This is a genomic window from Bradyrhizobium sp. UNPF46, assembly GCF_006658625.1.
Taxonomy (GTDB): Bacteria; Pseudomonadota; Alphaproteobacteria; order Rhizobiales; family Xanthobacteraceae; genus Bradyrhizobium; species Bradyrhizobium nitroreducens.
Map to the genome: position 1 here is coordinate 1 of NZ_LFJB01000050.1, position 22,878 is coordinate 22,878.

At 65.8% G+C, this 22,878-nt stretch carries 26 protein-coding genes; 16 read left to right on the top strand and 10 right to left on the bottom strand.

The features are described 5' to 3' along the window. Positions 1-373: hypothetical protein (locus UNPF46_RS38125; protein WP_210248345.1), on the bottom strand; the 373-nt coding region annotated here is incomplete at its 3' end. Between the two features lie 111 nt (positions 374-484). On the opposite strand from UNPF46_RS38125, the gene UNPF46_RS20940 reads away from it, so the two are divergent. The 3 genes from UNPF46_RS20940 (at position 485) to UNPF46_RS20950 (ending at position 3,505) form a co-directional block, all read left to right on the top strand. Then, positions 485-712: a hypothetical protein gene (locus UNPF46_RS20940; RefSeq protein WP_142251285.1), complete on the top strand. Its 228-nt coding sequence runs from the start codon at positions 485-487 to the stop codon at positions 710-712. Positions 713-878: 166 nt separating this feature from the next. After that, the gene (locus UNPF46_RS20945) at positions 879-1,562 is read left to right on the top strand and encodes a response regulator transcription factor (RefSeq protein ID WP_174719320.1); all 684 of its coding nucleotides are present in this window, start codon (positions 879-881) and stop codon (positions 1,560-1,562) included. Next, the gene (locus UNPF46_RS20950; RefSeq protein WP_142251268.1) at positions 1,559-3,505 is read left to right on the top strand and encodes a sensor histidine kinase; all 1,947 of its coding nucleotides are present in this window, start codon (positions 1,559-1,561) and stop codon (positions 3,503-3,505) included. The genes UNPF46_RS20945 and UNPF46_RS20950 overlap by 4 nt, the downstream gene beginning before the upstream one ends. A 265-nt stretch (positions 3,506-3,770) precedes the next feature. Here UNPF46_RS20950 and UNPF46_RS20955 read toward each other — a convergent pair whose 3' ends face one another. Next, complete coding sequence (locus UNPF46_RS20955; RefSeq protein ID WP_100177933.1) at positions 3,771-4,061, bottom strand: hypothetical protein; 291 nt, start codon at positions 4,059-4,061, stop codon at positions 3,771-3,773. A 237-nt stretch (positions 4,062-4,298) separates the two neighbouring features. Here UNPF46_RS20955 and UNPF46_RS20960 point away from each other — a divergent pair, with 237 nt between their 5' ends. Then, entirely contained in the window at positions 4,299-4,523 is a 225-nt protein-coding gene (locus tag UNPF46_RS20960; protein ID WP_094895875.1) for a hypothetical protein, read from the top strand. A 163-nt stretch (positions 4,524-4,686) separates the two neighbouring features. Here UNPF46_RS20960 and UNPF46_RS20965 read toward each other — a convergent pair whose 3' ends face one another. Together UNPF46_RS20965 and mddA are read right to left on the bottom strand one after the other, a co-directional pair. Further along, positions 4,687-5,109: a GFA family protein gene (locus UNPF46_RS20965; RefSeq protein WP_100177934.1), complete on the bottom strand. Its 423-nt coding sequence runs from the start codon at positions 5,107-5,109 to the stop codon at positions 4,687-4,689. A gap of 216 nt (positions 5,110-5,325) precedes the next feature. Then, a complete protein-coding gene (gene mddA, locus UNPF46_RS20970; protein WP_181770036.1) occupies positions 5,326-6,114 on the bottom strand; it encodes a methanethiol S-methyltransferase in 789 nt (262 codons plus the stop codon). 133 nt (positions 6,115-6,247) lie between these two features. On the opposite strand from mddA, the gene UNPF46_RS20975 reads away from it, so the two are divergent. Next, complete coding sequence (locus UNPF46_RS20975) at positions 6,248-7,795, top strand: winged helix-turn-helix domain-containing tetratricopeptide repeat protein (protein ID WP_142251269.1); 1,548 nt, start codon at positions 6,248-6,250, stop codon at positions 7,793-7,795. Between the two features lie 97 nt (positions 7,796-7,892). Here UNPF46_RS20975 and irr read toward each other — a convergent pair whose 3' ends face one another. Beyond that, a complete protein-coding gene (gene irr / locus UNPF46_RS20980) occupies positions 7,893-8,378 on the bottom strand; it encodes a Fur family transcriptional regulator Irr (protein WP_142251270.1) in 486 nt (161 codons plus the stop codon). A 179-nt stretch (positions 8,379-8,557) separates the two neighbouring features. On the opposite strand from irr, the gene UNPF46_RS20985 reads away from it, so the two are divergent. Next, positions 8,558-8,869 (top strand): hypothetical protein, encoded by a 312-nt coding sequence (locus UNPF46_RS20985; protein ID WP_100181244.1) that lies wholly within the window; start codon positions 8,558-8,560, stop codon positions 8,867-8,869. A gap of 9 nt (positions 8,870-8,878) precedes the next feature. Here the strand turns inward: UNPF46_RS20985 and UNPF46_RS20990 are convergent, their stop codons facing one another. The 3 genes from UNPF46_RS20990 to UNPF46_RS21000 all read right to left on the bottom strand — a co-directional run bounded on the left by UNPF46_RS20990 (position 8,879) and on the right by UNPF46_RS21000 (position 11,031). Beyond that, complete coding sequence (locus tag UNPF46_RS20990; RefSeq protein ID WP_142251271.1) at positions 8,879-9,448, bottom strand: DUF2147 domain-containing protein; 570 nt, start codon at positions 9,446-9,448, stop codon at positions 8,879-8,881. Positions 9,449-9,480: 32 nt separating this feature from the next. After that, positions 9,481-10,143 (bottom strand): DUF3313 domain-containing protein, encoded by a 663-nt coding sequence (locus UNPF46_RS20995; RefSeq protein ID WP_100177938.1) that lies wholly within the window; start codon positions 10,141-10,143, stop codon positions 9,481-9,483. A 249-nt stretch (positions 10,144-10,392) separates the two neighbouring features. After that, positions 10,393-11,031: a TetR/AcrR family transcriptional regulator gene (locus UNPF46_RS21000; protein WP_142251272.1), complete on the bottom strand. Its 639-nt coding sequence runs from the start codon at positions 11,029-11,031 to the stop codon at positions 10,393-10,395. Between the two features lie 216 nt (positions 11,032-11,247). On the opposite strand from UNPF46_RS21000, the gene UNPF46_RS21005 reads away from it, so the two are divergent. From UNPF46_RS21005 to UNPF46_RS21025, 6 genes are all read left to right on the top strand, one after another. Next, positions 11,248-12,798: an ABC transporter substrate-binding protein gene (locus UNPF46_RS21005; RefSeq protein WP_142251273.1), complete on the top strand. Its 1,551-nt coding sequence runs from the start codon at positions 11,248-11,250 to the stop codon at positions 12,796-12,798. A gap of 204 nt (positions 12,799-13,002) precedes the next feature. Next, entirely contained in the window at positions 13,003-13,974 is a 972-nt protein-coding gene (locus UNPF46_RS21010; RefSeq protein ID WP_142251274.1) for an ABC transporter permease, read from the top strand. After that, positions 13,971-14,810, top strand: coding sequence for an ABC transporter permease (locus UNPF46_RS21015; protein ID WP_142251275.1), 840 nt, complete (start codon positions 13,971-13,973; stop codon positions 14,808-14,810). The genes UNPF46_RS21010 and UNPF46_RS21015 overlap by 4 nt, the downstream gene beginning before the upstream one ends. Positions 14,811-14,812: 2 nt before the next feature. Then, a complete protein-coding gene (locus tag UNPF46_RS21020; protein ID WP_181770037.1) occupies positions 14,813-16,432 on the top strand; it encodes an ABC transporter ATP-binding protein in 1,620 nt (539 codons plus the stop codon). Positions 16,433-16,810: 378 nt separating this feature from the next. Continuing rightward, positions 16,811-16,984 (top strand): hypothetical protein, encoded by a 174-nt coding sequence (locus UNPF46_RS37610; RefSeq protein WP_174718990.1) that lies wholly within the window; start codon positions 16,811-16,813, stop codon positions 16,982-16,984. Next, positions 16,981-17,190: a hypothetical protein gene (locus UNPF46_RS21025; protein WP_142251277.1), complete on the top strand. Its 210-nt coding sequence runs from the start codon at positions 16,981-16,983 to the stop codon at positions 17,188-17,190. Before UNPF46_RS37610 ends, UNPF46_RS21025 begins: the two co-directional genes overlap by 4 nt. A gap of 24 nt (positions 17,191-17,214) precedes the next feature. On the opposite strand, the gene UNPF46_RS21030 is transcribed toward UNPF46_RS21025, so the two are convergent. Both UNPF46_RS21030 and UNPF46_RS21035 read right to left on the bottom strand, forming a co-directional pair. Beyond that, the gene (locus tag UNPF46_RS21030; protein WP_142251278.1) at positions 17,215-17,493 is read right to left on the bottom strand and encodes a hypothetical protein; all 279 of its coding nucleotides are present in this window, start codon (positions 17,491-17,493) and stop codon (positions 17,215-17,217) included. 118 nt (positions 17,494-17,611) lie between these two features. Next, the gene (locus tag UNPF46_RS21035; RefSeq protein WP_100177945.1) at positions 17,612-17,953 is read right to left on the bottom strand and encodes a hypothetical protein; all 342 of its coding nucleotides are present in this window, start codon (positions 17,951-17,953) and stop codon (positions 17,612-17,614) included. Positions 17,954-18,072: 119 nt separating this feature from the next. Here UNPF46_RS21035 and UNPF46_RS21040 point away from each other — a divergent pair, with 119 nt between their 5' ends. The 4 genes from UNPF46_RS21040 to UNPF46_RS21055 all read left to right on the top strand — a co-directional run bounded on the left by UNPF46_RS21040 (position 18,073) and on the right by UNPF46_RS21055 (position 22,863). Continuing rightward, on the top strand, positions 18,073-18,393 hold the full coding sequence (locus UNPF46_RS21040; RefSeq protein ID WP_142251279.1) for a hypothetical protein: 321 nt from the start codon (positions 18,073-18,075) through the stop codon (positions 18,391-18,393). 224 nt (positions 18,394-18,617) lie between these two features. After that, complete coding sequence (locus tag UNPF46_RS21045) at positions 18,618-19,343, top strand: outer membrane protein (RefSeq protein WP_100177947.1); 726 nt, start codon at positions 18,618-18,620, stop codon at positions 19,341-19,343. A gap of 163 nt (positions 19,344-19,506) precedes the next feature. After that, positions 19,507-21,657, top strand: coding sequence for a methyl-accepting chemotaxis protein (locus tag UNPF46_RS21050; protein ID WP_142251280.1), 2,151 nt, complete (start codon positions 19,507-19,509; stop codon positions 21,655-21,657). Between the two features lie 132 nt (positions 21,658-21,789). Further along, entirely contained in the window at positions 21,790-22,863 is a 1,074-nt protein-coding gene (locus UNPF46_RS21055; RefSeq protein WP_142251281.1) for an MBL fold metallo-hydrolase, read from the top strand. Positions 22,864-22,878: the final 15 nt, after the last annotated feature.

The window sequence follows — 22,878 nt, forward strand, 5'->3', positions numbered from 1 at the left end:
TCGTGTGCGCGCTGCTCAACCGCTCACGGGCCAAACCCGCCCTGCGATTGCCGGCGCGCCGATGCACTCCACGTCCACCGCCACCCCGCCCGCGTATCGTGACGATCGCGAAACGCCCCTTGTCCATGGGCCGGGATGCGCGACATATACGGTATTTCCGAATTTCGGTCAAGCAGAATTTTGGAATCCCGAAGCGGGGCGGACCGACCTCGTCCCGGCCGGGGATCATGTTCAGCAGTCCAATCGCCTCATACCTGCCCGCCTCCATCCACGCCGGCATTGCGTGCGCGGCGAAGCAATCCGGGACAGCATCCGCGAAGACAATCTGGATTGCTTCGTCGCACCAGTGCAAAATTGCTCCCAATTTTGTCACGGGCTCCTCGCAATGACGAGGAGGAGAGAGATGGCGCGTCCCGAGGCATTCGACTTCGCCGCGGCAATCCCTATATCTTCCGGCAACCGATCTGATGCAGCGGACAGCTTGATGGCCAGGACACGCACGACGGACGCCGACGACCTTCCCCGCTATTTCGTCTGGGTCCGGGGCCTCGAAGGCCCCGAGCCGCAGAAATGGATGGCGATGGATTTCGGCATCGGCGATTGGAAGCGGCCGCTGGTGCTGGCCTATCTGGAGCTGCCGGAAGACGAACGGCGTCTGTCGCTGTCGATGCTGGCGAGGCGCTATCCACCGCCGCGGGTGGATCTTTCGTGAGCAGAATTGCCGGCGGCGCTCGCCGTCCATCGCCCCGCAATGCCAGACCAGTACATGGCCGTTCCGTATCATCCCCGCCCCCATGATTATGGGTGTCCTGCCATCCCGGCACCGGTTAAACTTGCCCTTGCGCTGCGGGGGACACGCGGGGTGCGGGACCATGATCATGACCGAACAGGGCGAGACGGGTGAGACCATCACCATCCTCCTCGTCGAGGACGACGCGCCGACTTGCTGGCGGCTGCAGGATGCGCTGGTCAAGGCCGGCTACGAGGTGCGCAGCGCCGGCACGCTCGGCGAAGCCCGCGCCGCCCTGGCCGCCGGCGCGCCGCGCGTGCTGCTGACCGATCTGCGGCTGCCCGACGGTCACGGCATCGAGCTGATCCGCGAGATGCGGCAGCGCTTCCCCGACACCGAGATCATGGTGATCTCGGCGCTCGGGGACGAGGAGAGCGTGATCTCCGCGATCACGGTCGGCGCCACCGGCTATCTGCTCAAGGACGCCTTCCCGACCGACATCGCCACCACCGTGCGCGATCTCGTCGCCGGCCATTCGCCGATCTCGGCCTCGATCGCACGCTTCATCGTGCGCCGGACGCAAGGTGCGGCGCAGAGCTCGGCAGAGCCGCCGCCCGGCCCCGTGCTCAACACCGCGAGGCTGACGCCGCGCGAGATCGACATCCTCTGGGGCATCGCCAAGGGCTTCAGCTATGCCGAGATCGCGAGCCATCTCGGCCTGTCCAAGCAGACCGTGCCCGGCCACATCAAGAACATCTATCGCAAGCTCGAGGTGCACACGCGCAGCGAAGCGGTGTTCGAGGCGGTGCAGCAGGGCCTGATCAAGCTGTGAGCGAGGTCGCGGCCAAGGCACCTGCGGAGGCACCTGCGAAGGCGCAGCCACGCCCGCGGCGGCGGTTGATCGCCTCGCGCCTCGTGCCCTATCTGCTGCTCCAGGCCCTGATCGTGATCGCCACCGTGCTCGGGCTGCGGCTGCTGCAGCCGAGCGATCCCGACGATTTTGCTTTGAGCGGGTTTTCGCTGCGGCAGGACGGCGTGACGCTCCCGGTGACGCTGCCGCATTTCACTGCGTCGCGCTATTCCGTGGACGACCCGCCGCTCTACACCGGCAGCTTCACGTTCCGGCGCGGCGAAGCGGCATCGGGATGGTCGGTCTACCTGCCGCGCTTCAGCAACGCGATCGAGGTCGCCGTCGACGGCGTCGTCGTGCTCGACTCCCGGCGCGATGCCAATGCCAACCGGCCCGACCGCAACACGCCGCAGATCGCAGCGATTCCCGCCTCGCTGCTGCGCGAGGGCGCCAACGAGATCACGGTGCGGCTGTTCGTGTGGGGACCGCTCAAGGGCTTTCTCGACACGGTCTATGTCGGACCGGACGCCGCCTTGCGTCCGGCGTACGAGACGCGCACGCTGCTGTTCGTCACCCTGCCGGTGGTGTTTTCGGCCTGGCAGTCGATCCTGGCCGTCATCCTCGCGATCATGTGGCTGATGCGGCGCCGCGAGCCGGTCTACGGCGTGCTTGCGGTCGCGATGGTGCTCGGTGTCGTGCAGGCGTACGTCCCGCCGCCGGTGCCGCCGGCCGCCACGTCGCGGCTTGCCTCCGTGCTGCTGGCGTCCGCGCCGATCGAGAGCGCGTTGGTCGTCATGTTCGGCGTGCTGTTCTTCGGCTGGCGCTGGCCGCGCTACGGCATGCTGCTGTTCGTGCCGGGCCTCGTCGTGTTCGTGGTCGGGTTGATCGGGGGACCGCCGCTGCCGCGCATCCTCTTCCTGGTGCTCGGCATCCCCACGGTCGGGCTTTGCCTGTTGCTGATGGCCTGGGTCACCGCGACCGCGGTCGTGCGGCGGCAGGACGCTGCAAGCTTCACGATCGGCTGCGCCGTCACCATCGTGCTGGTCTGCTGGATCCGGGACATGCTCACGGTGATCGAGATCGTGAACACCGATCGCATCTTCGTCTCGCGCCTGTCCTATTCGGCGATGCTGGTCGCGATCGGGGCCGGGCTGACCTGGCGCTTCGCCCGCGCGCTGAACCAGGTCGACAACTTTGCCGACCAGCTCGTGACGCGGGTGCGCGAGGCCGAGGAGCGGCTGAAGGCGAGCTTTGCGCGCGAAGAGGAACGCGCCCGCGCCGCCGCGCTCGCCAACGAACGCACACGCCTGATGCGCGACCTGCATGACGGCCTCGGCGGCCAGCTCGTCAGCATCGTCGCGCTGTCCGAGCGCGGCCACGAGGGCGCGAGCATCACCGATGCCGCGCGTGCCGCGCTGAAGGATCTGCGTCTCGTCATCGATTCCATGGACGACATCGGCGGCGACCTGATGCTCGCGCTCGGCTCCTGGCGCGAGCGCGCGAGCGCGCAATTGCGGCCGCACGACATCACGCTCGACTGGCGCGTGGCGACGCCGCAGGGCGTGCCGCTGCATCCGGAACTGCGGCCCTGGCACGTCGTCCAGATCGTGCGCATCCTCGACGAGGCCGTGACCAATGCGGTCAAGCATGCGCAGGCCCGCCGCATCGCGGTGACCATCGACACGTTCGACGCGGGCCAGGGGCCCTACGGCGTGATCAGCGTGACCGACGACGGCCGCGGCTTCGCGATTGCAGGCAACGGCGAGGCCGGACGCAACGGCCAGACCGCGCGCGGCCTGCGCAACATGAGAAACCGCGCCGCGCGCTGCGGCGCCGTGCTCGATCTGAGCTCCGATGGCTCGGGCACCCGCGTGCGGCTGCAATTGCCGCAGCGTTTTCCCGACAGCGACATGGCTGCGGGCTGAAAAACCCCCTCCCCGAACGTGTGGGGCGCACGGAGAGAGGGGACGGGCCGGGTAAATCTGCCTGCGGAGGACGGGGGGTGTTCGTCCGCAGGCCCCGTTGGCCCGAACTCTTCTCCCTCGCCCCGCTTGCGGGGAGAGGGTCGGGGTGAGGGGGCGTCTCCGCGAGGACGGTGGCAGTTGGACTCGTGGAGAGTCCCCCTCACCCGAATTCGAGCTACGCTCGAATTCGACCTCTCCCCGCAAGCGGGGCGAGGTGAAGAAGCGATCAGCGCACGCCGACGCGATTGACCGGGCCGCCGCGGTTCATCGGGGTTCCCGCGCGCACGCCGACACCGGGCGCACCGACGCCGGGCGTTGCGACCGCCGCGGCCGCAACCGGCGCTCCCGGGGCAACCACCACCGCCGCCGTCGGCCGCACCACGCAGCCCTTGGGCACGCCGACGGTCTTGCAATAGACCACCGCCTGCGCCGGGCTCGTGCCCAGCGACACCATCGCCGCGCTCGCGAGCGCCATGACCGTCAGCCCTGCGCTCAGCGCTCCAGCTCTCTTCGACATTCTTGCTCTCCTGCTTCCCGTTCGGCGTCCCGATGCAATCACCGGGTCTCGCAGCCGAGGTGCAGCCTGAATGACAAAAGACGGCGCGCGGATACATGCCATGAAGATGGGGGTACCGCGTCCCTCAAGGCCTGCCGGTGCCATGAACATGGCATGGACCCCCGCCCAGCCCTTGCGGGATGGTCCGGCCCGATTGATCCCGGTCGGGACCAACGAGGATTCCAAGAGAGGTGCTTCATGAAGATTTCGGTTCTTGCCGCGCTGCTGCTCACTGCGGCCGCCCTGCCCGCTGCCGCGCAATCCGGTCCGTCGGTCCAGGAACAGATGGCCTGCCGCGGCGATGCCAGCAAATTCTGCGCCGAGCATATCGGCAAGCCGCCGCAGATGAACGCCTGCCTGCGCGAGAACAAGTCGAAGCTGTCGGACAGCTGCCGCAAGGTCGTCGAATCGCGCGGCGGCTAGTCTTGCGTCTCCGTCGAGAAAACACATTGAGGGCGGCGCACTGCCGCCCTCTCTGAGCGCGCGCCTCGTCCTTCGAGACGGCGCTAACGCGCCTCCTCAAGGAGCCTGCTAAAAGCGGGCGTCTCGAAGGATGGCCGCGGGAAAAACCCTCGCCTGCGCGACGCTACTCCTGCATCATCTCGCCGCTGCCGCCGAACTCGGCCGGAAAATCCTTCAGCTTGGGCAGGCCGTCCCGCATCGGCAGCACGGTCTCGGCATAGTTGACGTGAACCCCGGGCGCGAAGGCCAGCGTCGGGATGGTGGCGCTGAAGACGTCGACCAGACCGAGCGGCGGATGGTTGGTCATGAGATGGCCGCCGCACTTCTTGCAATATTTGCGCTGGCTGAGCGGCGTCTTGGCGAAGGTCTCGACATTGGCGGCGCCCTCGGTGACGCGCACGGCCTCGGGCTTCCACAGGCTGAAGGCGTTGACCGGCCCGCCCGACCACGACCGGCAGGAGCGGCAATGGCAGTAGCCCATCGCCTCCGGCGCACCGGTGACCTCGATCGTCACCGCGCCACAGAAGCAGTTTCCGACATGTTTCATTGGGTCGTCTCCGTTTGGTTGAAGGGGGAGAAATCCTCTCCCTGCCCCGGGGTCCGCGACATGTCGGGACTGGCGGGTGCAGGGAGAGGTGTCGGGGTGAAGGGGGAGATCACCCCGGGGGACGTTGGAGGGACGGGCGCGTGAGATGCTCGCGTAGCTTACCCGGCGCGGCGGCGCGTCCTCCGTTCGGCGGACGCGCGCAGTGCCGCACCGAGGTTAGAGTGACCGGCGCCAGGGAATAAGCATCGACACCCGTTGTTTGTACTGCCGGTACTCGTCGCCGAAGAGCGCGACGAGGTCGTGCTCCTCCAGCGCGATGCCGACGAAGATGTAGAGCGTGGTGACGGCCGCGAACAGCAGATGGCCCGCGGTCATGGTCGGCGCCGCCCAGAACGCAATGATGAAGCCGAGATAGATCGGATGACGCACGAAATTGTAGAGCAGCGGCGTCTTGAAGCGCGGCGGCGGCGTCTCCTTCCCGATCAGATGGTTGGTCACCTGATGCAATCCGAACAATTCGAAGTGATTAATCAGGTAGGTGCTGGTGAACACCAGGACCCAGCCGGCAAAGGACAGCGTGACCAGAGTCACGGCGAGATCGGGATTCTCGACGTTCCATATGACCGCAGGCAACGGACGCCACTGCCAGAACAGGAGGAGCAGCGACAGACTTGCGAACAGCACATAGGTCGAGCGCTCGACCGGCTTGGGGACGAACTGTGTCCACCATGCCTTGAATTGCTGGCGCGCCATCACGCTGTGCTGAACGGCAAACAGCGTCATCAAGAGTAGATTGATGATGACCGCCTCGACAGTCGGCGTGTCGGTTCCGGTGTCGATGGTCTTCGGCACCACCAACCCCGTGACGAAGCCGATGGCGTAGAGAACGGTGACGAAGAACACGAGATAGGCGGAAATTCCGTACAGAAAGGCGATGAGCTTGAAAATGCGTGAGCCGGTAATCTCCGGGCCGACGTAATGAACCTGGTGATCAAGTTGGGTCATAGAACGCTCCGTTGTGCCGAGACATCGACACTGTTTGGTCCTTCCACCATGCCGGATCGGACGCCCTGAGACTTTCGCGGACGGTTGATTTTCGCCTGAGACGACTTTGATTTTCTCTTGAGACGACAGAAACGTGCGATTTCGCTTTGAAAACAACGTGCTCGACGGCAACCTGCGGGAACTCAGCTGCGGCGGGGCGACCGTTCCGTTGCAGCCGCAAGTGTTCGATCTGCTGCTCTATCTCGTCGCGCAGCGCGCCCGTGTGGTCAGCAAGGATGACCTGATCAGCCAGATCTGGAGCGACCGGATCATCTCGGATTCGGCGCTGAACAGCCGGATCAACGCCGCGCGCAAGGCGCTCGGCGACGACGGCGCGACCCAGCGGCTGATCAAGACCATTCCGCGCAAGGGCTTTCGCTTCGTCGGCGAGGTCCGGGAAGAAACGGCAGCGTCGATCGTGCCAGCCGAGGCAAGGCCGGCTCTGCCGCGCGCGGCAGACCGTCCGGCGGTCGCGGTGCTTGCCTTCGAGAACATGAGCGGCGATCCCGCACAGGAGTATTTCGGCGACGGCATCAGCGAGGACATCCTCACCGCACTGTCGAAGCAGCGCTGGTTCATGGTGATCGCCCGCAACTCGTCCTTCACCTACAAGGGACGCGCGGTCCATATCAGGCAGATCGCCGAGGAGCTCGGCGTCCGCTACGTCGTCGAAGGCAGCGTGCGCAAGGCGGGCAGCCGGGTGCGCATCACCGCGCAGCTCAACGATGCCAGTTCGGGCAGCCATCTGTGGGCCGAGCGCTACGACCGCGAGCTGGTCGACGTCTTCGCCGTCCAGGACGAGATCACCAACGCGATCGCCGCGGCGATCGAGCCGCAGATTTACGCGGCGGAGAGCTTTCGCGCCCACAGCAAGCCGCCTGCGAGCCTGGACGCGTGGGATCTCCTGATGCGGGCGCTGTCGCATTTCTGGCGGGTGACGCGGCGCGATCACGACACCGCACGCGCGCTGCTCGAACGCGCGATCGCGATCGATCCGAGCTACGGCCAGGCGCTGTCGCTGTTGGCGGCAAACCACATGTTCGGCGCGCATCTCGGCTGGGCCGAGCTCGCCGCGGTGGCGCCGGTGGCGGAGGCCGCTGCGCTCGCCGCGGTGCGCTGCGACCACGAGGATGCCTGGGCCCATGTCGCGCTCGGCAGCGTCTATTTCTCGACACGCAGGCTCGCGGATGCGCTGTCCGAGTTCGAGCAGGCGCTCGCGCTCAATCCGAACTTCTCGCTGGCGCAAGGCTATGACGCGCTGGCGCTGTCCTATGCCGGACGCTCCAGGGAGGCGTTCGAGGCCGCGCAAAGAGCGATCCGGCTGTCACCGCGCGATCCGTCGCTGGCGATCTATCACGGCATCGCCGGCTATGCGCGCTTCACCGAACGCCATTATGACGAGGCCATCGCGCTGGCGCGCGAGGCGATCCGCCATCGCGGCGATCTCACCGGCGCCTACCGCGTGCTCGCGGTCTCGGCCGGCATGACCGGCGACGAGATGCTGGCGGAGACGGCGCTGGGCGAGCTCCGCCGCGCCCAGCCGGGCATCTCGCTGCACTGGATCGAAACCCAGCTGCCATGGGCGAATGCGGCGGATTGCGAGCACTATCTGGAAGGATTCCGGCGCGCCGGATTGCGCTGAGGCGCGATCCGGAAAAGTGCGAAGCGGTTTTCCGGAAAGATCATGCGCAAACAACAACTGAAGGCGCAATGATGATCCATCCAAATCTCATTGCGCTTCAGGTTCGCTTGCGGCGCAGATGGACGATGACGTCGAGCCGCGCGATCTCGTGGCCGGGAAGCGCCTCGGGCATCCCAGTGAAGGCGAGGCCTTCGGCGACGTCGACCAGCATATCCTCGCCTTCGAGATAGAAGTGCGGATGCACCGATGTGTCGGTGTCGAAGAACGACTTGAGGCCGTCGGCGGCGATCCGGCGCAGCAGGCCGGCCTCGGTGAACTGGTTCAGCGTGTTGTAGACGGTCGCCAGCGACAGATAGGCGTTCGCCGCCATCGCCTCTTCATAGAGGCTCTCTGCGGTGACATGACGATGGCCGCCCAGGAACAGCAACTGGCCGAGCGCGAGGCGCTGGCGCGTCGGGCGCAGGCCGGCATTGCCGAGCAATCGCAGGCAATGCTGCACCCCCGCATCCGGCGCCGCCTCGCGACCGGCGACATCGGGTCCGTTATCGTCAGCCGCAGGGATAGTGGTGGCCTGGATGTCCATCGCTCGTCTCACGGCTCAAGGGAGCAGGACGCCCGGTGCCGGGTTCCCGCCAGTTGCTATTGGATCGCAAAAGCGGCGGCCTGACTTTGATCCGGATCAAATCGGAAGCCGCCTCTGATGTATCGCAAGGCGGCCCGATCAATTCCCGGCGAGACTTGGCCGGCATCAACGAGGTTCACATGTCCAGGCCGGTTCCCGACAAGGCAGAGATCGCGCTCGAATATCCCGACAAGTTCTATGTCGGCACCTTCGAGCATTCGTCGCGGTTCGAGGCGCGGCTCGACGGCAGCGGGGTTGCGCTGGTGCTGCAACATCCGGGCGCGGCCGACGAGCGCAAATCGGTGCACCTGCACATCAATTTCGGCCTGCTCGCCGGCATCCTGCGTGAGCTCGCCGGCAGCGTCGCTGCCATCCCCAAGGACGACATCGCGCACCGCGAGCAGCTCGCGGAGGCGCTCGACGAATTGCGGCGGGCGCTGCGGACCTCCTGAGCGAGACCGCTATTTCACCTTCGCCGGTATCGGCTTCGGGGCCGGCACAACAGCCCATTCCTTGTCGGCGCGCGGGCCGTTCAGATCGCCGGTGAGGCCGACGAGCTGACCGGGCACGACGTCGAGGGTCTGCCGCCAGGTCTGGGTCTGGCACAGGAACTTGATCAGGCAGCCTTTCAGCTTGAGGCGCTCGGGAGATTCGCGCCAGATCGAGACTGAATAGGATTTGCCGTCCTCGGCATTATAGATGTCGCCGGCGAAGCGCCCTTCCGCCGTCGCTTGCAGGCCCATGATGAGCTGATGGCCGAGCAGTGTGCGGGCGCGCTTGTCCGGATCCGGATTCTGGCTGTCGCGGTAAGGCTGGCCGCGCTTGTCCGTTGGCTCCTTCATCCAGACGATGAAGCCGCAAAGGCGGTCGCGCGACGGCCCGCAGCGCTCGAGGCGGATGCGGGCGCGGCCATCCTCGACCAGCCAGGTGCCGCTCGGATCTGCCGGCATGACGGCGCCGGCGCGGCCTCCAAATGTCAGCATCACGATCGTGATCGCGATGCGCAGCACGAAGCGAAGGAGAATGTTCATCGGCAATGCCTTTCGTTGAATGGATCGCGGCGTCAGTTGAGCTGCGCCATCAGCGCATCGGCGCCCTTGTCGAGGCCGGCCGTGGCGGCCGCGAGCGCGCCGGCGGTGGCCTTGATGTCGTAGGCGGCTGGGTATTGCTTGGTGACGTAGGCGGAGAGCAGACGAGAGGTCGTCGCGTCGAAGATCTCGACGCCGTAGATGACCGAGCCGGTCATCATGCCCTCGCCGTCGCGTGCGGCCTGCACGCCGTTGTAGACCGCGCCGGCCATATCGAACCGCGAGAGCGTGCCGAGCACGGGCGTGTTGGCGACCGCACCGGTGAGCGTCAGCCTGACCCGCAGGGTATTCGGTCCGCGCTCCTGCACCAGCGCGAAGCGGCTGCGCAGCCGCTCGGTGAAACAGCTCTGCATGTAGGCGGCGAGCGTCGCCTTGTCCTTGCCGGACATGTCGCCGAACTGGTGGTCCCGCCCGCGATAGACCACGACGGGATCGAGGATCACCTTATTATAGGCGCGCCAATCGACCGGTGTGGAGTAGCGGTAGGGCACGCGGCCGGAGGCGTCCGATTTGTCCGGAGCCATGTAGGCCGAGGACGCCATCTCCGAATAGGGAACCGGCGCGACCGAGGCGCAGCCGCCCATGCCTGCGCAAAGCGCCAGCGCTCCCAGACCGCGCAGCGCGATCGAGCTCCTCATTCCCGACTCCTCTTGGCACTGTTGGGGCGATGGCGACCGCAGCCGCGCCAGGGACCGGACGCGGCTGCGGGGCTCGCCATTGCCAACCCTAGGCTTCGTCCGGGGCCATGTCGGAAGCTTCGGATCGCCTCAGTGTCCCGATTTATAAAACCGACCAGACGGTTTGTAAAGATCGAAAATGAAGGCCTGATGCATTTCGCCGCTGGCGCGGCTTTGTGCAGGCCATGATCGGGTTTCGTTAACGATGAATCAGGCGCGCTTGCGCCGCGTTGCGGCCTTTGCGCCCGGCGCCGCTCCGGATTTGGCGGCGCGTGATGCCGCCGGCCGTTCGAGGCCGGTCCATTGCGCGTCGTCGAGCAGACGCCCGAACAGTCGCTGATGCTCGTCCTTGCTGAGCGGCGACATGCCGAACAGCGAGCTCAGCAGCAATCCCATCGCGCCGGCCCAGCGCAGCATCGCCAGATCCGGATCAGCGGCCTCTTCCCTGATCGCCGCCATCCTTCTCATCTCGCGCTCGCGCGGCAGCGCCATCAGGTTGGGATTCTCGACCATGGCCGCGACCAGCGCCAGCGCAGCGGAATTCGGCGAGGTCGCCGCTTCGCGCACGGTCGCGAGCTGGGTCGCCAGATTGGGATTGGCGGAGGTCGCGCGCACCCTGGCCATATAGTCGGTGGAGAACTCCTCGAAATGCGCCATCTGCCGCTCGAGCAGCGCCTTCAGCACCGCTTCCTTGGTGCGGAATTGGTGCATCACGCCGCCCTTGCTGAGGCCGCTCTCGCGGGCGATCGCATCGAGCGTCAGCCGCCCGGGCCCGTCGCGCGCGATGATCGCGATGGCTGCTTCGAGTGCAGCGTTGCGGGACCGTTCGGAGCGCGTGGCATTGTCCATGGCCGACTTGTCTCCGTGACACGACAATGAATCAAGTGAAAACAGGACGCGCTGTACATTTTTTGTGCTGACGCTGTCGAGACTTTCATCTTGCGGCGCCGAACGAGACTGTGTGAGCCTCGACATCGGATGGGGACTGGGATGGGCTGGCCACAGCTTTGCACGCCATGACGTCGCGAAGTGTTTTCGGCTGGTCGCGCTTGAGAAAGATACGACATGCCAAAACGAGTGTTGCTTGGTCTCCTCCTGGCTTGCGGCCTTGCGGCCCCGGCGCTGGCACAAGAGCCGAAGACGGGGGGCGTGATCAATGCCGTGATCCAGCCCGAGCCGCCCGGCCTGATGCTTGCGCAGGTCCAGAACGGCCCGACCCAGATGGTGTCGGGCAACATCTTCGAGGGCCTGCTGCGCTACAGCCCGAAGCTCGAGCCGCTGCCGGAGCTTGCCGAAAGCTGGAGCGTCAGCGAGGACGCCAAGACCTACACCTTCAAGCTCAAGAAGGGCGTCACCTGGCATGACGGCAAGCCCTTCACCGCCGCCGACGTGCTGTTCTCGATGGAGATGCTCAAGCAGACCCATGCGCGTGCCCGCACCAATCTGGCGCAGGTCGACAAGATCGAGACGCCGGACGACTATACGGTGGTGTTCACGCTGAAGCAGCCGTTCGGCCCCTTCCTCGGCATCTTCGAGGTCGGCTCGATGCCGATCGTGCCGAAACATCTCTACGAAGGCACCGACTGGAAGACCAACCCCTACAACAACGCGCCTGTCGGCACCGGCCCCTTCATGTTCAAGGAGTGGCAGAAGGGCTCGTTCATCCGCCTGGTCAAGAACCCGAACTACCACGAGAAGGGCAAGCCCTATCTCGACGAGATCTACTGGCAGATCATCCCCGACGCCGCGGCGCGCTCGGTGGCGTACGAGACCGGCAAGGTCGACGTGCTGCCCGGCGGCTCGGTCGAGAATTTCGACGTGCCGCGGCTGTCCAAGCTGAAGGACACCTGCGTCACCGGCGCCGGCTGGGAGTTCTTCTCGCCGCTGGCCTGGCTGTGGCTGAACAACCGGCAGGGACCGCTCGCCGACAAGCGGGTGCGGCAGGCGGTCATGTACGCGATCGATCGCGACTTCGCCAAGGACGTGATCTGGAACGGGCTCGGCAAGGTCGCCACCGGCCCGTCCGCCTCGACCATCAAGTATTACACCGACGATGTGAAGAAATATCCGTACGATCCGGCCAAGGCCAAGGCGCTGCTGAAGGAAGCCGGCTACAAGGGCGAGAAGATCCGCCTGCTGCCGCTGGCCTATGGCGAGACCTGGCAGCGCTGGGGTGAAGCGGTGAAGCAGAACCTCATGGACGTCGGCATGAACATCGAGACCATCGCCACCGACGTTGCCGGCGGCAACCAGAAGATCGGCGACTGGGACTACGACATCGCCTTCACCTATCTCTACCAGTATGGCGATCCCGCGCTCGGGGTTGGCCGCAACTACATCTCCAGCAACATCGCCAAGGGTCAGGTGTTCAACAACGTCGAGGGCTATTCCAACCCGGAGATCGACAAGCTGTTCGCCGACGGCGCGGTCGCGACCCCCGATTCCAAGCGCAAGGAGATCTACGAGAAGGCGCAGAAGATCCTGGTCGAGGACGTGCCGGTGGCCTGGATGCTGGAGCTGCAATTCCCGACCATCACCCGCTGCAAGGTCAAGAACCTGATCACCACGGGGATCGGGGTCAATGACGGCTTCAAGGACGCATGGCTCGACAAGTGAGGAACTGCTTCTTCACCTCTCCCCGCTTGCGGGGAGAGGTCGAATATGCGCAATGCGCGCATTCGGGTGAGGGGGAGTCTCCACGAATCCAATTCTCACCGCCCTCGCGGAGAGCCCCCCTCACCCCAACCCTCTCCCCGCAGGCGGGGCGAGGGAGCGCACCGCCCTCGTGGCTTCAGGTCACATCACCAATATGACTCCGTAATGCTCTCCTTCGTTGCCCAGCGTGTCCTCAAGGGCGTGATCGTCCTGCTCGCGATCGTCGTCCTCAACTTCTTCCTGATCCGGCTTGCGCCCGGCGATCCCGCCGTCGTGATGGCCGGCGAGGCCGGCGCCTCCGACCAGGTCTTCGTCAAGCAGCTCCGGGAGAAGTTCGGCCTCGACAAGCCGCTGCCCGAGCAGCTCTTCATCTACGTCAAGGGCATCGCGACCCTCGACCTCGGCTTCTCCTTCCGCCAGCAGGCGCCGGTCGCAAAGCTGATTGCAGAACGGCTGCCGGCAACACTGCTGCTGACGCTGACGGCGTTTGCGATCTCGCTGATGCTCGGTGTTCTCTTCGGCACCTTCGCCGCGCGCTTTGCCGGAACCTTTCTCGACACCGCCATCACCGTGTTCGCGCTGATCTTCTACGCCATGCCGATCTTCTGGGTGGCGCTGATGGGCATCCTCTTGTTCTCGGTGACCTTCGACTGGCTGCCCAGCTTCGGCTACGAGACAGTCGGCGCCAACCTCACCGGCCTCGCTCATGTGATCGACGTCGGCGCGCACCTGATCATGCCGGCGATGACGCTCGGCCTGTTCTTCATGGCGACCTACACCCGCATGACGCGTGCCTCGATGCTGGAGGTGAAGCGGCTCGACTTCGTCAAGACCGCGCGCGCCAAGGGCCTGTCCGACGCCGTGATCCAGCGCCGCCACGTGCTGCGCAACGCGCTGCTGCCGGTCGTAACGCTGGCCGGCGTGCATTCCGGCACGCTGATCGGCGGCGCCGTCATCACCGAGACCGTGTTCGCCTGGCCCGGCATCGGGCGCCTGATGTACGACGCGCTGCTGCAGCGGGACTACAACCTGCTGCTCGGCGTCTTCGTGATCTGCTCCGCCATGGTCCTGATCTTCAACCTCATCACCGACCTCGTCTACCGCCTGGTCGATCCGCGCATCGAATTCGCCTCATGAAACAGTTCTGGAAATCGATGCTCAAAAGCCCGAGCGGCGTCATCGGGCTCGTCATCCTGCTGCTCGCGATTGCGATCGCGGTATTCGGGCCGATGCTGTTTCCGAACTCGCCCTGGCGCATGGTGCAGCGGCCGTTCCTGCCGCCGTTCACGCTCGGGGCGGTGCCGCTCGGCACCGATGCGCTCGGCCGCGACGTGTTCGCCGGCATGATCTTTGGCGCCCGCGTCTCGCTGCTGGTCGGCCTCGTCTCGACCCTGGTCGCGCTGGTCGTCGGCATTCCCATCGGCGCCATGGCCGGCTATTTCGGCGGCAAGGTCGACGACGCCCTGATGCGCTTCACCGAATTCTTCCAGACCATTCCGAGCTTCGCGCTCGCGATCGTGCTGGTGGCGATCCTGCAGCCCTCGATCTATTCGATCGTGGCCTCGATCGCGGTGGTGAGCTGGCCGCCGGTCGCGCGCCTCGTCCGCGGCGAGGTGCTGTCGCTGCGCACGCGCGAATATGTCCAGGCCGCCGTGGTCACCGGCCAGAGCAACACCTGGATCATCCTGCGCGAGATCCTGCCCAACGCGCTGTCGCCGGTGATCGTGCTGGCCTCGCTGATGGTGGCGACCGCGATCCTGCTGGAATCCTCGCTGGCCTTCCTCGGCCTCGGCGATCCCAACCTGATCTCCTGGGGCTACATGGTCGGCGCCGGCCGCACCGTGATCCGCCAGGCCTGGTGGATCACGGTGTTTCCCGGCGTCGCGATCCTGATCTCGGTGCTGGGTCTCAACCTGATCGGCGAAGGCCTCAACGACGCGCTCAATCCGCGCCTGTCGCGGGAGGGACGCTGATGATGACCGCGCCCCCCGCCGTCTCGATCAGGAACCTGCGGATCGCGCTGCCCAAGGGCGCCGAGCGTCCCTTCGCCGTCGATGGCGTCTCGCTCGATTTGCGGCCCGGCAAGATCGTCTGCGTCGTCGGCGAATCCGGCTCCGGCAAGTCGATGTGCGCGCATGCGCTGATGGGCTTGTTGCCGGATACGGTGTCGATCACGTCAGGCGAAATCCAGTTCGAGGGCCGCGACCTGCTCAAGCTCGACGACGACGGCTGGCGCGATCTGCGCGGCCGCCGTCTGGCGATGATCTTCCAGGAGCCGATGACCGCGCTCAATCCCTTGATGCGGATCGGCGACCAGATGGCCGAGATGTTCGAGGCCCACGGCCTCCTCACGCCGAAGGAACGTCGCGCCAAGGCCCTGTCGCTGGCGCGCGAAGTCGGCCTGCCCGACCCCGAGCGCATCGTCCGCGCCTATCCGCACCAGCTCTCCGGCGGCCAGCGCCAGCGCGCCATGATCGCGATGGCGCTCGCGCTCGAACCGGCCGTGCTCGTTGCGGACGAGCCGACCACCGCACTCGACGTCACCACCCAGGCGCAGATCCTCAAGCTGATCCGCAACCTCCAGCGGAACCGCAACATGGCGGTGATGTTCATCACCCACGATTTCGGCGTGGTCGCCGACATCGCCGATCAGGTCGTGGTGCTGCGGCATGGTAAGGTCGTGGAGGAAGGCCCCGCCGCGACCGTCTTCAACGCCCCGCAGCACGACTACACCAAGGCATTGCTCGCCGCGGTGCCGACGATGGATCCGCCCGCGCGGGAGCCGCTCGACGAGCAGGCCAGGGCCGTCGAGGTGATCGGGCTGGACAAGACCTATGTCACGTCAGGCGGCTGGTTCCGCGAGGACCGTCGCGTCGATGCCGCGCGACAAGTCAACTTCAACATCCTCAAGGGCGAGACGCTCGGCCTCGTCGGCGAATCCGGCTCCGGCAAGTCGTCGGTGGCGCGCCTCGTGATGCGGCTGATCGAGGCCGACCGCGGCACGATTTGGATCGGTGACACCGAACTCACCTCGCTGTCCGGCAAGGCGCTGCGCACCGAGCGCCATCGCATCCAGATGATCTTCCAGGATCCGTTCGCCTCGCTCAATCCGCGCCGCAAGATCGGCCACATCATCGCCGACGGCCCGATCGCGGCCGGCACCGATCCGAAGGTGGCGTTCGAGCGCGCCCGCGATCTCCTGAAAATGGTGGGCCTCGATGCCGGCGCGCTCGACCGCTACCCGCATGAATTCTCCGGCGGCCAGCGCCAACGCATCGGCATCGCGCGCGCACTCGCGCTCGATCCCGAGATCATCGTCGCGGACGAAGCCGTCTCCGCGCTCGACGTCTCCGTGCAGGCGCAAGTGTTGAGGCTGCTCGAAGATCTCAAGACCCGCCTTGGGCTTTCGATGCTGTTCATCACCCACGACTTGCGCGTCGCCGCGCAAATCTGCGACCGCATCGCGGTGATGCAGCGCGGCGCCATCGTCGAGCTGAAGCCGACCGCGCAGCTCTTCGCCGCGCCCGAGCACGCGTACACGCGCGAATTGCTGGCGGCTGTGCCGGGACGGAAGGAGCGCGCACCGGCGGCGTGAAACGGTGCCCGCATCGATCACCGGACGCCGGGATGGTTCCAAAAACTTGGCGACCTCGAGACGTGAAACATATTTGATTCGACGGAATTTGCTTTGCGTGAACGGTCTTGCCGACGACGGCAAGAAGCAGGCTGATACCGGCGTTCGCCCATGCGGCCAGAAAAGTCTTTGGCTGGAGTCTTGCGGCGAACACATGTGGTGAGCGGCTTCCCGACCCGGCGCATCAGACGCCGGAAGTGTGGGAAGCCCCGGATGCGCTCACGCATTTTTGTTCCCCCGTGATCGGCGGCGCCGCTTCAAAGGCGAGGACGGCGCCATAGATCGAAATTGAATGATCAACGTCATCTGATGACGGACAGCAATTGATACGGAGCCATCATGGGCGAAGTCATACGATTTGTCTCGAAGTCCGAGCGCGAGCGAACGCGTCTCATCCAGGAAGCGCGCGCCATCTACGACAGCATCTTCCCGTCGGCCGATCCGGCCGGCGAAGGTCAGGACAAGACACCGATGGGCCGGACGTTCGTTGGCGACGGGAGCACCCGGTCGTGATCAAGATCATCGCGGTCCTCTGCAGTCTCGCCTCGCCGAGCAATTGCCATGAGCAACTCGTCACCTCCTCGGATTTCGCCGAGGTCTCGGTGCAGTCCTGCCTGATGGGCGCGCCGCAGCTCGCCGACTGGATGAACCAGCATCCGGCCGAGCGGCTGGCGGCATGGCGCTGCGTGATCGGAAACCAGGCGCGCCGGGGCATCTGAGCCCGGAGGCCGCCTCATCGCGCCCTATCTCGTAGTATTGCTCCAGGTGGGCACCGCGTTGGTCACGCCGACCGAAGGCCAATTGTACGATCCGATCGAGGGCGCCGTGACGGTGCCGACGGTCTGTCCGGACGAGCCATAGGGTGCTCTCGGCTGCGCCGCCGGCGAGGCACCGTAATTCGGAGCCACCACGCCGGTGCTGTAGTTACGGCTCGACCGGGCCTTCTTCGCTTCAGCTGCGAAGGGCGCGGCAAGCAACCCGGTCGTGACGAGCGCGGCAATGGCGAGTTTGATGCCTGTCATGGCTGATCCCTCGGTCGCTGGGAGCCCCTTGTGCCATGTGTTCACTCACCGGGCGATGTCCAGAGGCACAAGTTCATAACTTCGTGCGCGGGCGAATGTGCCGAAGCGATGCCGTTCGTCACCTCCGCTTCGGACGGCAGGCATGACGGCCGTGCCGGTCCTTCACGTTCGCGACCGAATGCATCAAGTCCTTGAAGGCGGTGATCGCCTTGTCCTCGCCGAGGGGGCCGGCGTCATTTGCCTCAAGATGCTCGATCACGGCCAGCAGCGCATCGGCGACCTGCCCGATCTGCTTGCCGTAGCTGCCGACATCCGACAACACGTCCTTTTCGACATCGGGTGCCGAGGACTGTCCGACGGTGATGTTGACGAGGCCGAACTGGCCGCCGGTTGGGCTGAAGAACGACGGATAGATGGACTGGACGACATCTCCCGACAGGGGCAGCTTGAACACGGGCATGCGATTTCCCTCGCTGACTTTGGCCGGCGAGAAAACACTATCACGATCATGCCCGCCTTCGGATGGACCCGAATCAGCGCTAGGGCATTGCCCTCGAGGACTTCCCGCATTGAGGCGACATGACCGGCCCCGAACTGAAGCAACTCCGCGCCGACCTTTCCGATGCCCTCGAGCGGAAGCTCACTGCGGCCGACATGGCAAAGCTCTGCGGATTGCCGGAGCAAGGCGGCGGCGACACCATCCGGCGCTGGGAAGTGAGCGGCCCGACGCCATCGGCGACCAAGGTGCTGCGCGTGCTCGCGATGGCGAGCGAGCGCTATCCGATCCTGGAGAAGTTCGACATCTTCGATCGCCATGACGTTCGCGAGGAAGATCGGCCCGCAAAGCGCGCCGCGTTTCGCGAGCAGATGCGCGACGAGGCGCGTCGGCGCCTCGGTTAACGAAGTGCCTTCGCGGGTTACCGGAGGGAGGCGCCGTTAAGCCTTCCTTCACCACTTCTTAAGCCGGCATTAAGCACGAAAACCAATTGCAGCCCAATAAGTTGGGTTGGCTGCCGCTGTGCCATGCATGTGACAGCATTTTCGTCAAAAGCGAGCTATCTGCAAAACCAACGCGGCGCGGAAAGCGCGCCTGCCGGGGACATTGAGTGCTGGAGTTCAGGACGATGAAGAAGATTCTGTTTGCGACCGTTGCGCTGCTCGTGGTGGGGGCTGCCGCGCCGGCCGTCGGTGCCGATCTCGGCAACCGCAACTACTACAAGGCGCCCGCGCCGGCCTATGCCGCGCCAATCTACAACTGGACCGGTTTCTACATCGGTGGCCATGTCGGCGGCGCGTTCTCCAGCGACAACAATTTCAGCGGCCTCTCCACCGGCAACAACGGCAACGGCCGTTTCCTCGGCGGCGTGCAGGTCGGTGCGGACTGGCAGTTCCACCCGAACTTCGTGGTCGGCGTCGAGGGCCAGTATTCCTGGCTCTCCGGCAGCGTCGGCGCCGTGTTTCCGGGCGGCATCGCCTACACCAACGACCAGCGCGGCCTCGGCTCGATCACCGGCCGCGTCGGCTACACCTGGGGTCCTGGCCTCGTCTACGTGAAGGGCGGCTACGCCTATTCGGACAACAACGAGAAGGTAACCGTCGGCGGCGTGCCGGCTGCCTTCGTCATCACCGGCGATCACAAAAACGGCTACACCGTCGGCGCCGGCCTCGAATACATGTTCGCCCCGAACTGGTCGGCCAAGGCCGAGTACCAGTATTACAATTTCGGCGACGCGAGCTTCACCGGCGGTCCGCTCACGGGCACCGGCAGCTTCACGACCGACGACCACACCATCAAGGCAGGCGTCAACTACCGCTTCAACTGGGCCAGCCCGGCGGTCGCGCGCTACTGATCGGTTACCAGGACCTTTACGACGGAAGGGCCGGCGATCTCGCCGGCCCTTCCTTTTTTCGCCCTGCGGAACAGATGCAAGCGTTTGCGGAGATTGCGAATTCTTAACCGGCGGTGCCGATACTGCCGGCCACAAAGATAAGCAAGAGCTGGGGGAATTTTCGATGGCGATCCGTCTGGGGCTTGGCCGCTTGGGCCGTTTTCTGCCGCGCTTCAAACTGCCGACATGGGGCGTGCGCGGCAGCCTGTTCGCGGCCTTCGCGGTGATCGCGGGCATGGGCCTCGTGATCGCGGCCGGCGCGGGCCTGGCGCTGCAAAATCTCGGCGGACGCATGACCGAACTGAGCGGGCGGGACATTCCGCGCCTTGCCGCCAGCCTGCAATTGTCGGCACTGAGCGCGAGTCTGGCGGCGCAGGGACCGGCCTTGCTCGCGGCGCAAAGCGAGGAAGCGCTGAACGAGCGCACCAAGAAGCTCAGGGAATTGCAGGAGCAGACGCAACAGAAGCTCACCGAGATCATCCAGCTCGGCGGCGACAAGAACGTCGTCTCCGGCCTCAGCGAAACGATGAAGAGCATCAACGAGGCGGCGCAGAGCCTCACCAAGGCCGCCCGCGAGCGGCTGGATATCGCCGCGCTTCATGAGAAACAATATGATGCCCTGCGCAACGCGCAGGGCGCCTTCGTCGGCGCGGCCAGCCCGGCGATGCTCGACGCGCAGACCCGGGTCAACGCCATTCTCGGCTCGGCCGACCTGTCGGCCGCGGATGCCAGCGACGCCGCGCAGACCGTCGGCCAGCTCGGCAACGTCGTCGCCAGCGGCAATCTCGCCGCCGCCGACATGAGCGCGGCGCTGTCGGCGAGCACGAGCGACAAGCTCGACGACATCCAGAAGGAATTCAAGACGGCACAGGGCCGCCTGCGCTCCAACCTCGATCTGCTGCCCGACAACCAAGGCAACAAGATGCTGCGCGAGACGGCGGAGAAGCTGCTCGCGCTCGGCACCGGCAAGACGGGCGTGTTCAATCTGCGTGAAAAGGAGCTCGACTCCATCGACTACGGCCAGACCATCCTGGACGAGACGCGCAAGCTCAATGTCGGCCTCGGCATCAGCGTGCAGCAGCTCGTCGACGGCGTACAGAAGGAGACCAACGCCTCGACCTCCCAGGCGCAGCGGGAAACCTCGCTGGCGACGACCGTGATGCTGGCGCTCGGCGCCCTGATGCTGGTCGGCTCGGCGCTGTTCGTCTGGCTCTATGTCGGCCGCAACATCCTGCGCCGCATCCGCGAGCTTCAGCGCGCCATGCAGCTGCTGTCGGCCGGCGACCTCGATACCGAGATCGTCCGCTCCCGGCAGAACGACGAGATCGGCGTGATGAAGGAAACGCTGACCGTGTTCCGCGACAGCATGATCGAGGCCCGGGCACTCGCCGGCGAGCAGGAGAAGGACCGTATCGCCAAGGCCGAGCGCGCCGCGCGCATGGAAGCGAAGATCGCCGAATTCGAGAACACGGTGCGCTCCGCGCTCGACAATCTGGCGCAGTCGGCCAATTCGATGCAGTCGACCGCGCAGAGCATGTCGACCACCGCCGACCAGTCCAACGCGCTGGTGAACGCGGTGGCCTCCGCCGCCGAGGAGACCTCGGTCAACGTGCAGACCGTGTCGTCGGGCACCGAGCAGCTGTCGTCCTCGATCGAGGAGATCAGCAAGCAGGTCGTGACCTCGGCCGCGATTGCCAAAAAGGCGGTCGACGAGGCCGGCGCGACCGACGCCACGGTACAGAGCCTCGCCGACAGCGCGAGCCGCATCAGCGTCGTGGTCGATCTGATCCAGACCATCGCCTCGCAGACCAATCTGCTCGCGCTCAACGCCACCATCGAGGCGGCGCGTGCGGGCGAGGCCGGCCGCGGCTTCGCCGTGGTTGCCTCCGAGGTGAAGAGCCTCGCCAGCCAGACCGCCAAAGCGACGGAGGAAATCCGCACCCAGATCGCCAGCATGCAGGACATCACCACGTCGGCAGTCGGCGCCATCCAGGGCATCGGCCGGATCATCGGCGAGATCGACAACGTGACCACGACGATCGCGGCCGCGGTCGAGGAGCAGGGCGCGGCGACGCGCGAGATCGCCCGCAACATCCAGCATGCGGCCGGCGGCACCAGCGAGGTCTCCAGCAACATCGTCGGCGTCTCCACCGCCTCCGCCGAAGCCGGCGCGGCAGCGAATGAGGTGCTGGGCGCCTCCGACGCGCTCCGCCGCGAAGCCGACATGCTACGCGGAGAGATCGACGCGTTCCTCAACAACATGCGGGCGGCGTAGCAGCGCCGTCCCGTGGCCCGGGCGGCGGCTTCGTCCGGGCTACGGAAAACTGCCGGTATGACCGCCATGCGGAGACCACGGGCCAGCCTTTTTCGGCTGGCGCCCCGCGCGCGCTGGGTTTAAGCGGGTAGCATGAACGCGAAAACCGACACTGCGCAGTCCCCGGCCCAGTCCTCGGCCGAGGCCCTGCGCTACCCCTGGGAACAGCATCCCGGCCACGACGAGATCGTCGAGGTCAGGCCCGGCGTGTTGTGGGCGCGGCTGAAATTGCCGTTCCGCCTCAACCACGTGAACATCTACCTGCTCGCCGACGGCGACGGCTATGCGATGGTCGACACCGGCTTCGGCAACGAGGAGACGATCGAGGCCTGGACCAAGCTGTTCGACGGACCGCTGAAGGGCATCACCATCACGCGCCTGATCGTGACCCACTCCCACCCCGACCATGTCGGGCTTGCTGGCTGGGTCGTCGAGCGCTTCAACTGCCCGCTGGTGATGTCGCAGGTCGAATATCTGCAATCGGTCTATCACCAGAACCGCGGCACTGCGGAGCGGCAGGAAGCGCAGCGGCTGTTCTTCCGCCGCCACGGCATGGACGAGTCGCTCACCGAGAAGCTGCTCGGCCGCGGCCAGGATTATCTCAAGCGCGTCTCGGTGCTGCCGCCCTCCTACCGCCGCATCTCCCACGGCGAGGACGTCGTGATCGGCACGCGCCGCTTCAAGGTGATCACCGGCGGCGGCCACGCGCTCGACCAGGTGATGCTGTATTGCGCCGACGACAAGCTGTTCCTCTCCGCCGACCAGGTGCTGAGCAAGATCTCGCCCAATGTCAGCGTCTGGGCGGTCGAGCCCGACCAGAACTCGCTCGGCGAATATCTCGCCTCGCTCGCCAGCCTCACCACGACGCTGCCCTATGACGTGCTGGTGCTGCCGGGCCACGGCGTGCCGTTCTACGGACTGAAGACCCGCATCAAGCAGCTCGCCGACCATCATGAAGAGCGCTGCCGCCTGATCGCGGAAGCCTGCCGCGAGGTGCCGCAGACCTCGCGCGCTCTGGTGCCTGTCGTGTTCAACAAGCACGTGCTCGACGAGCACCAGATGGGTTTTGCCGCCGGCGAGCTCGTCGCCCACGTCAATTACATGCTCGTCGAGGGCCGCCTGACGGCCGAGACGAAGGACGGCGTGCTGCAGTTCCGGACGACGTGAGTCTTCGCCTCTCCC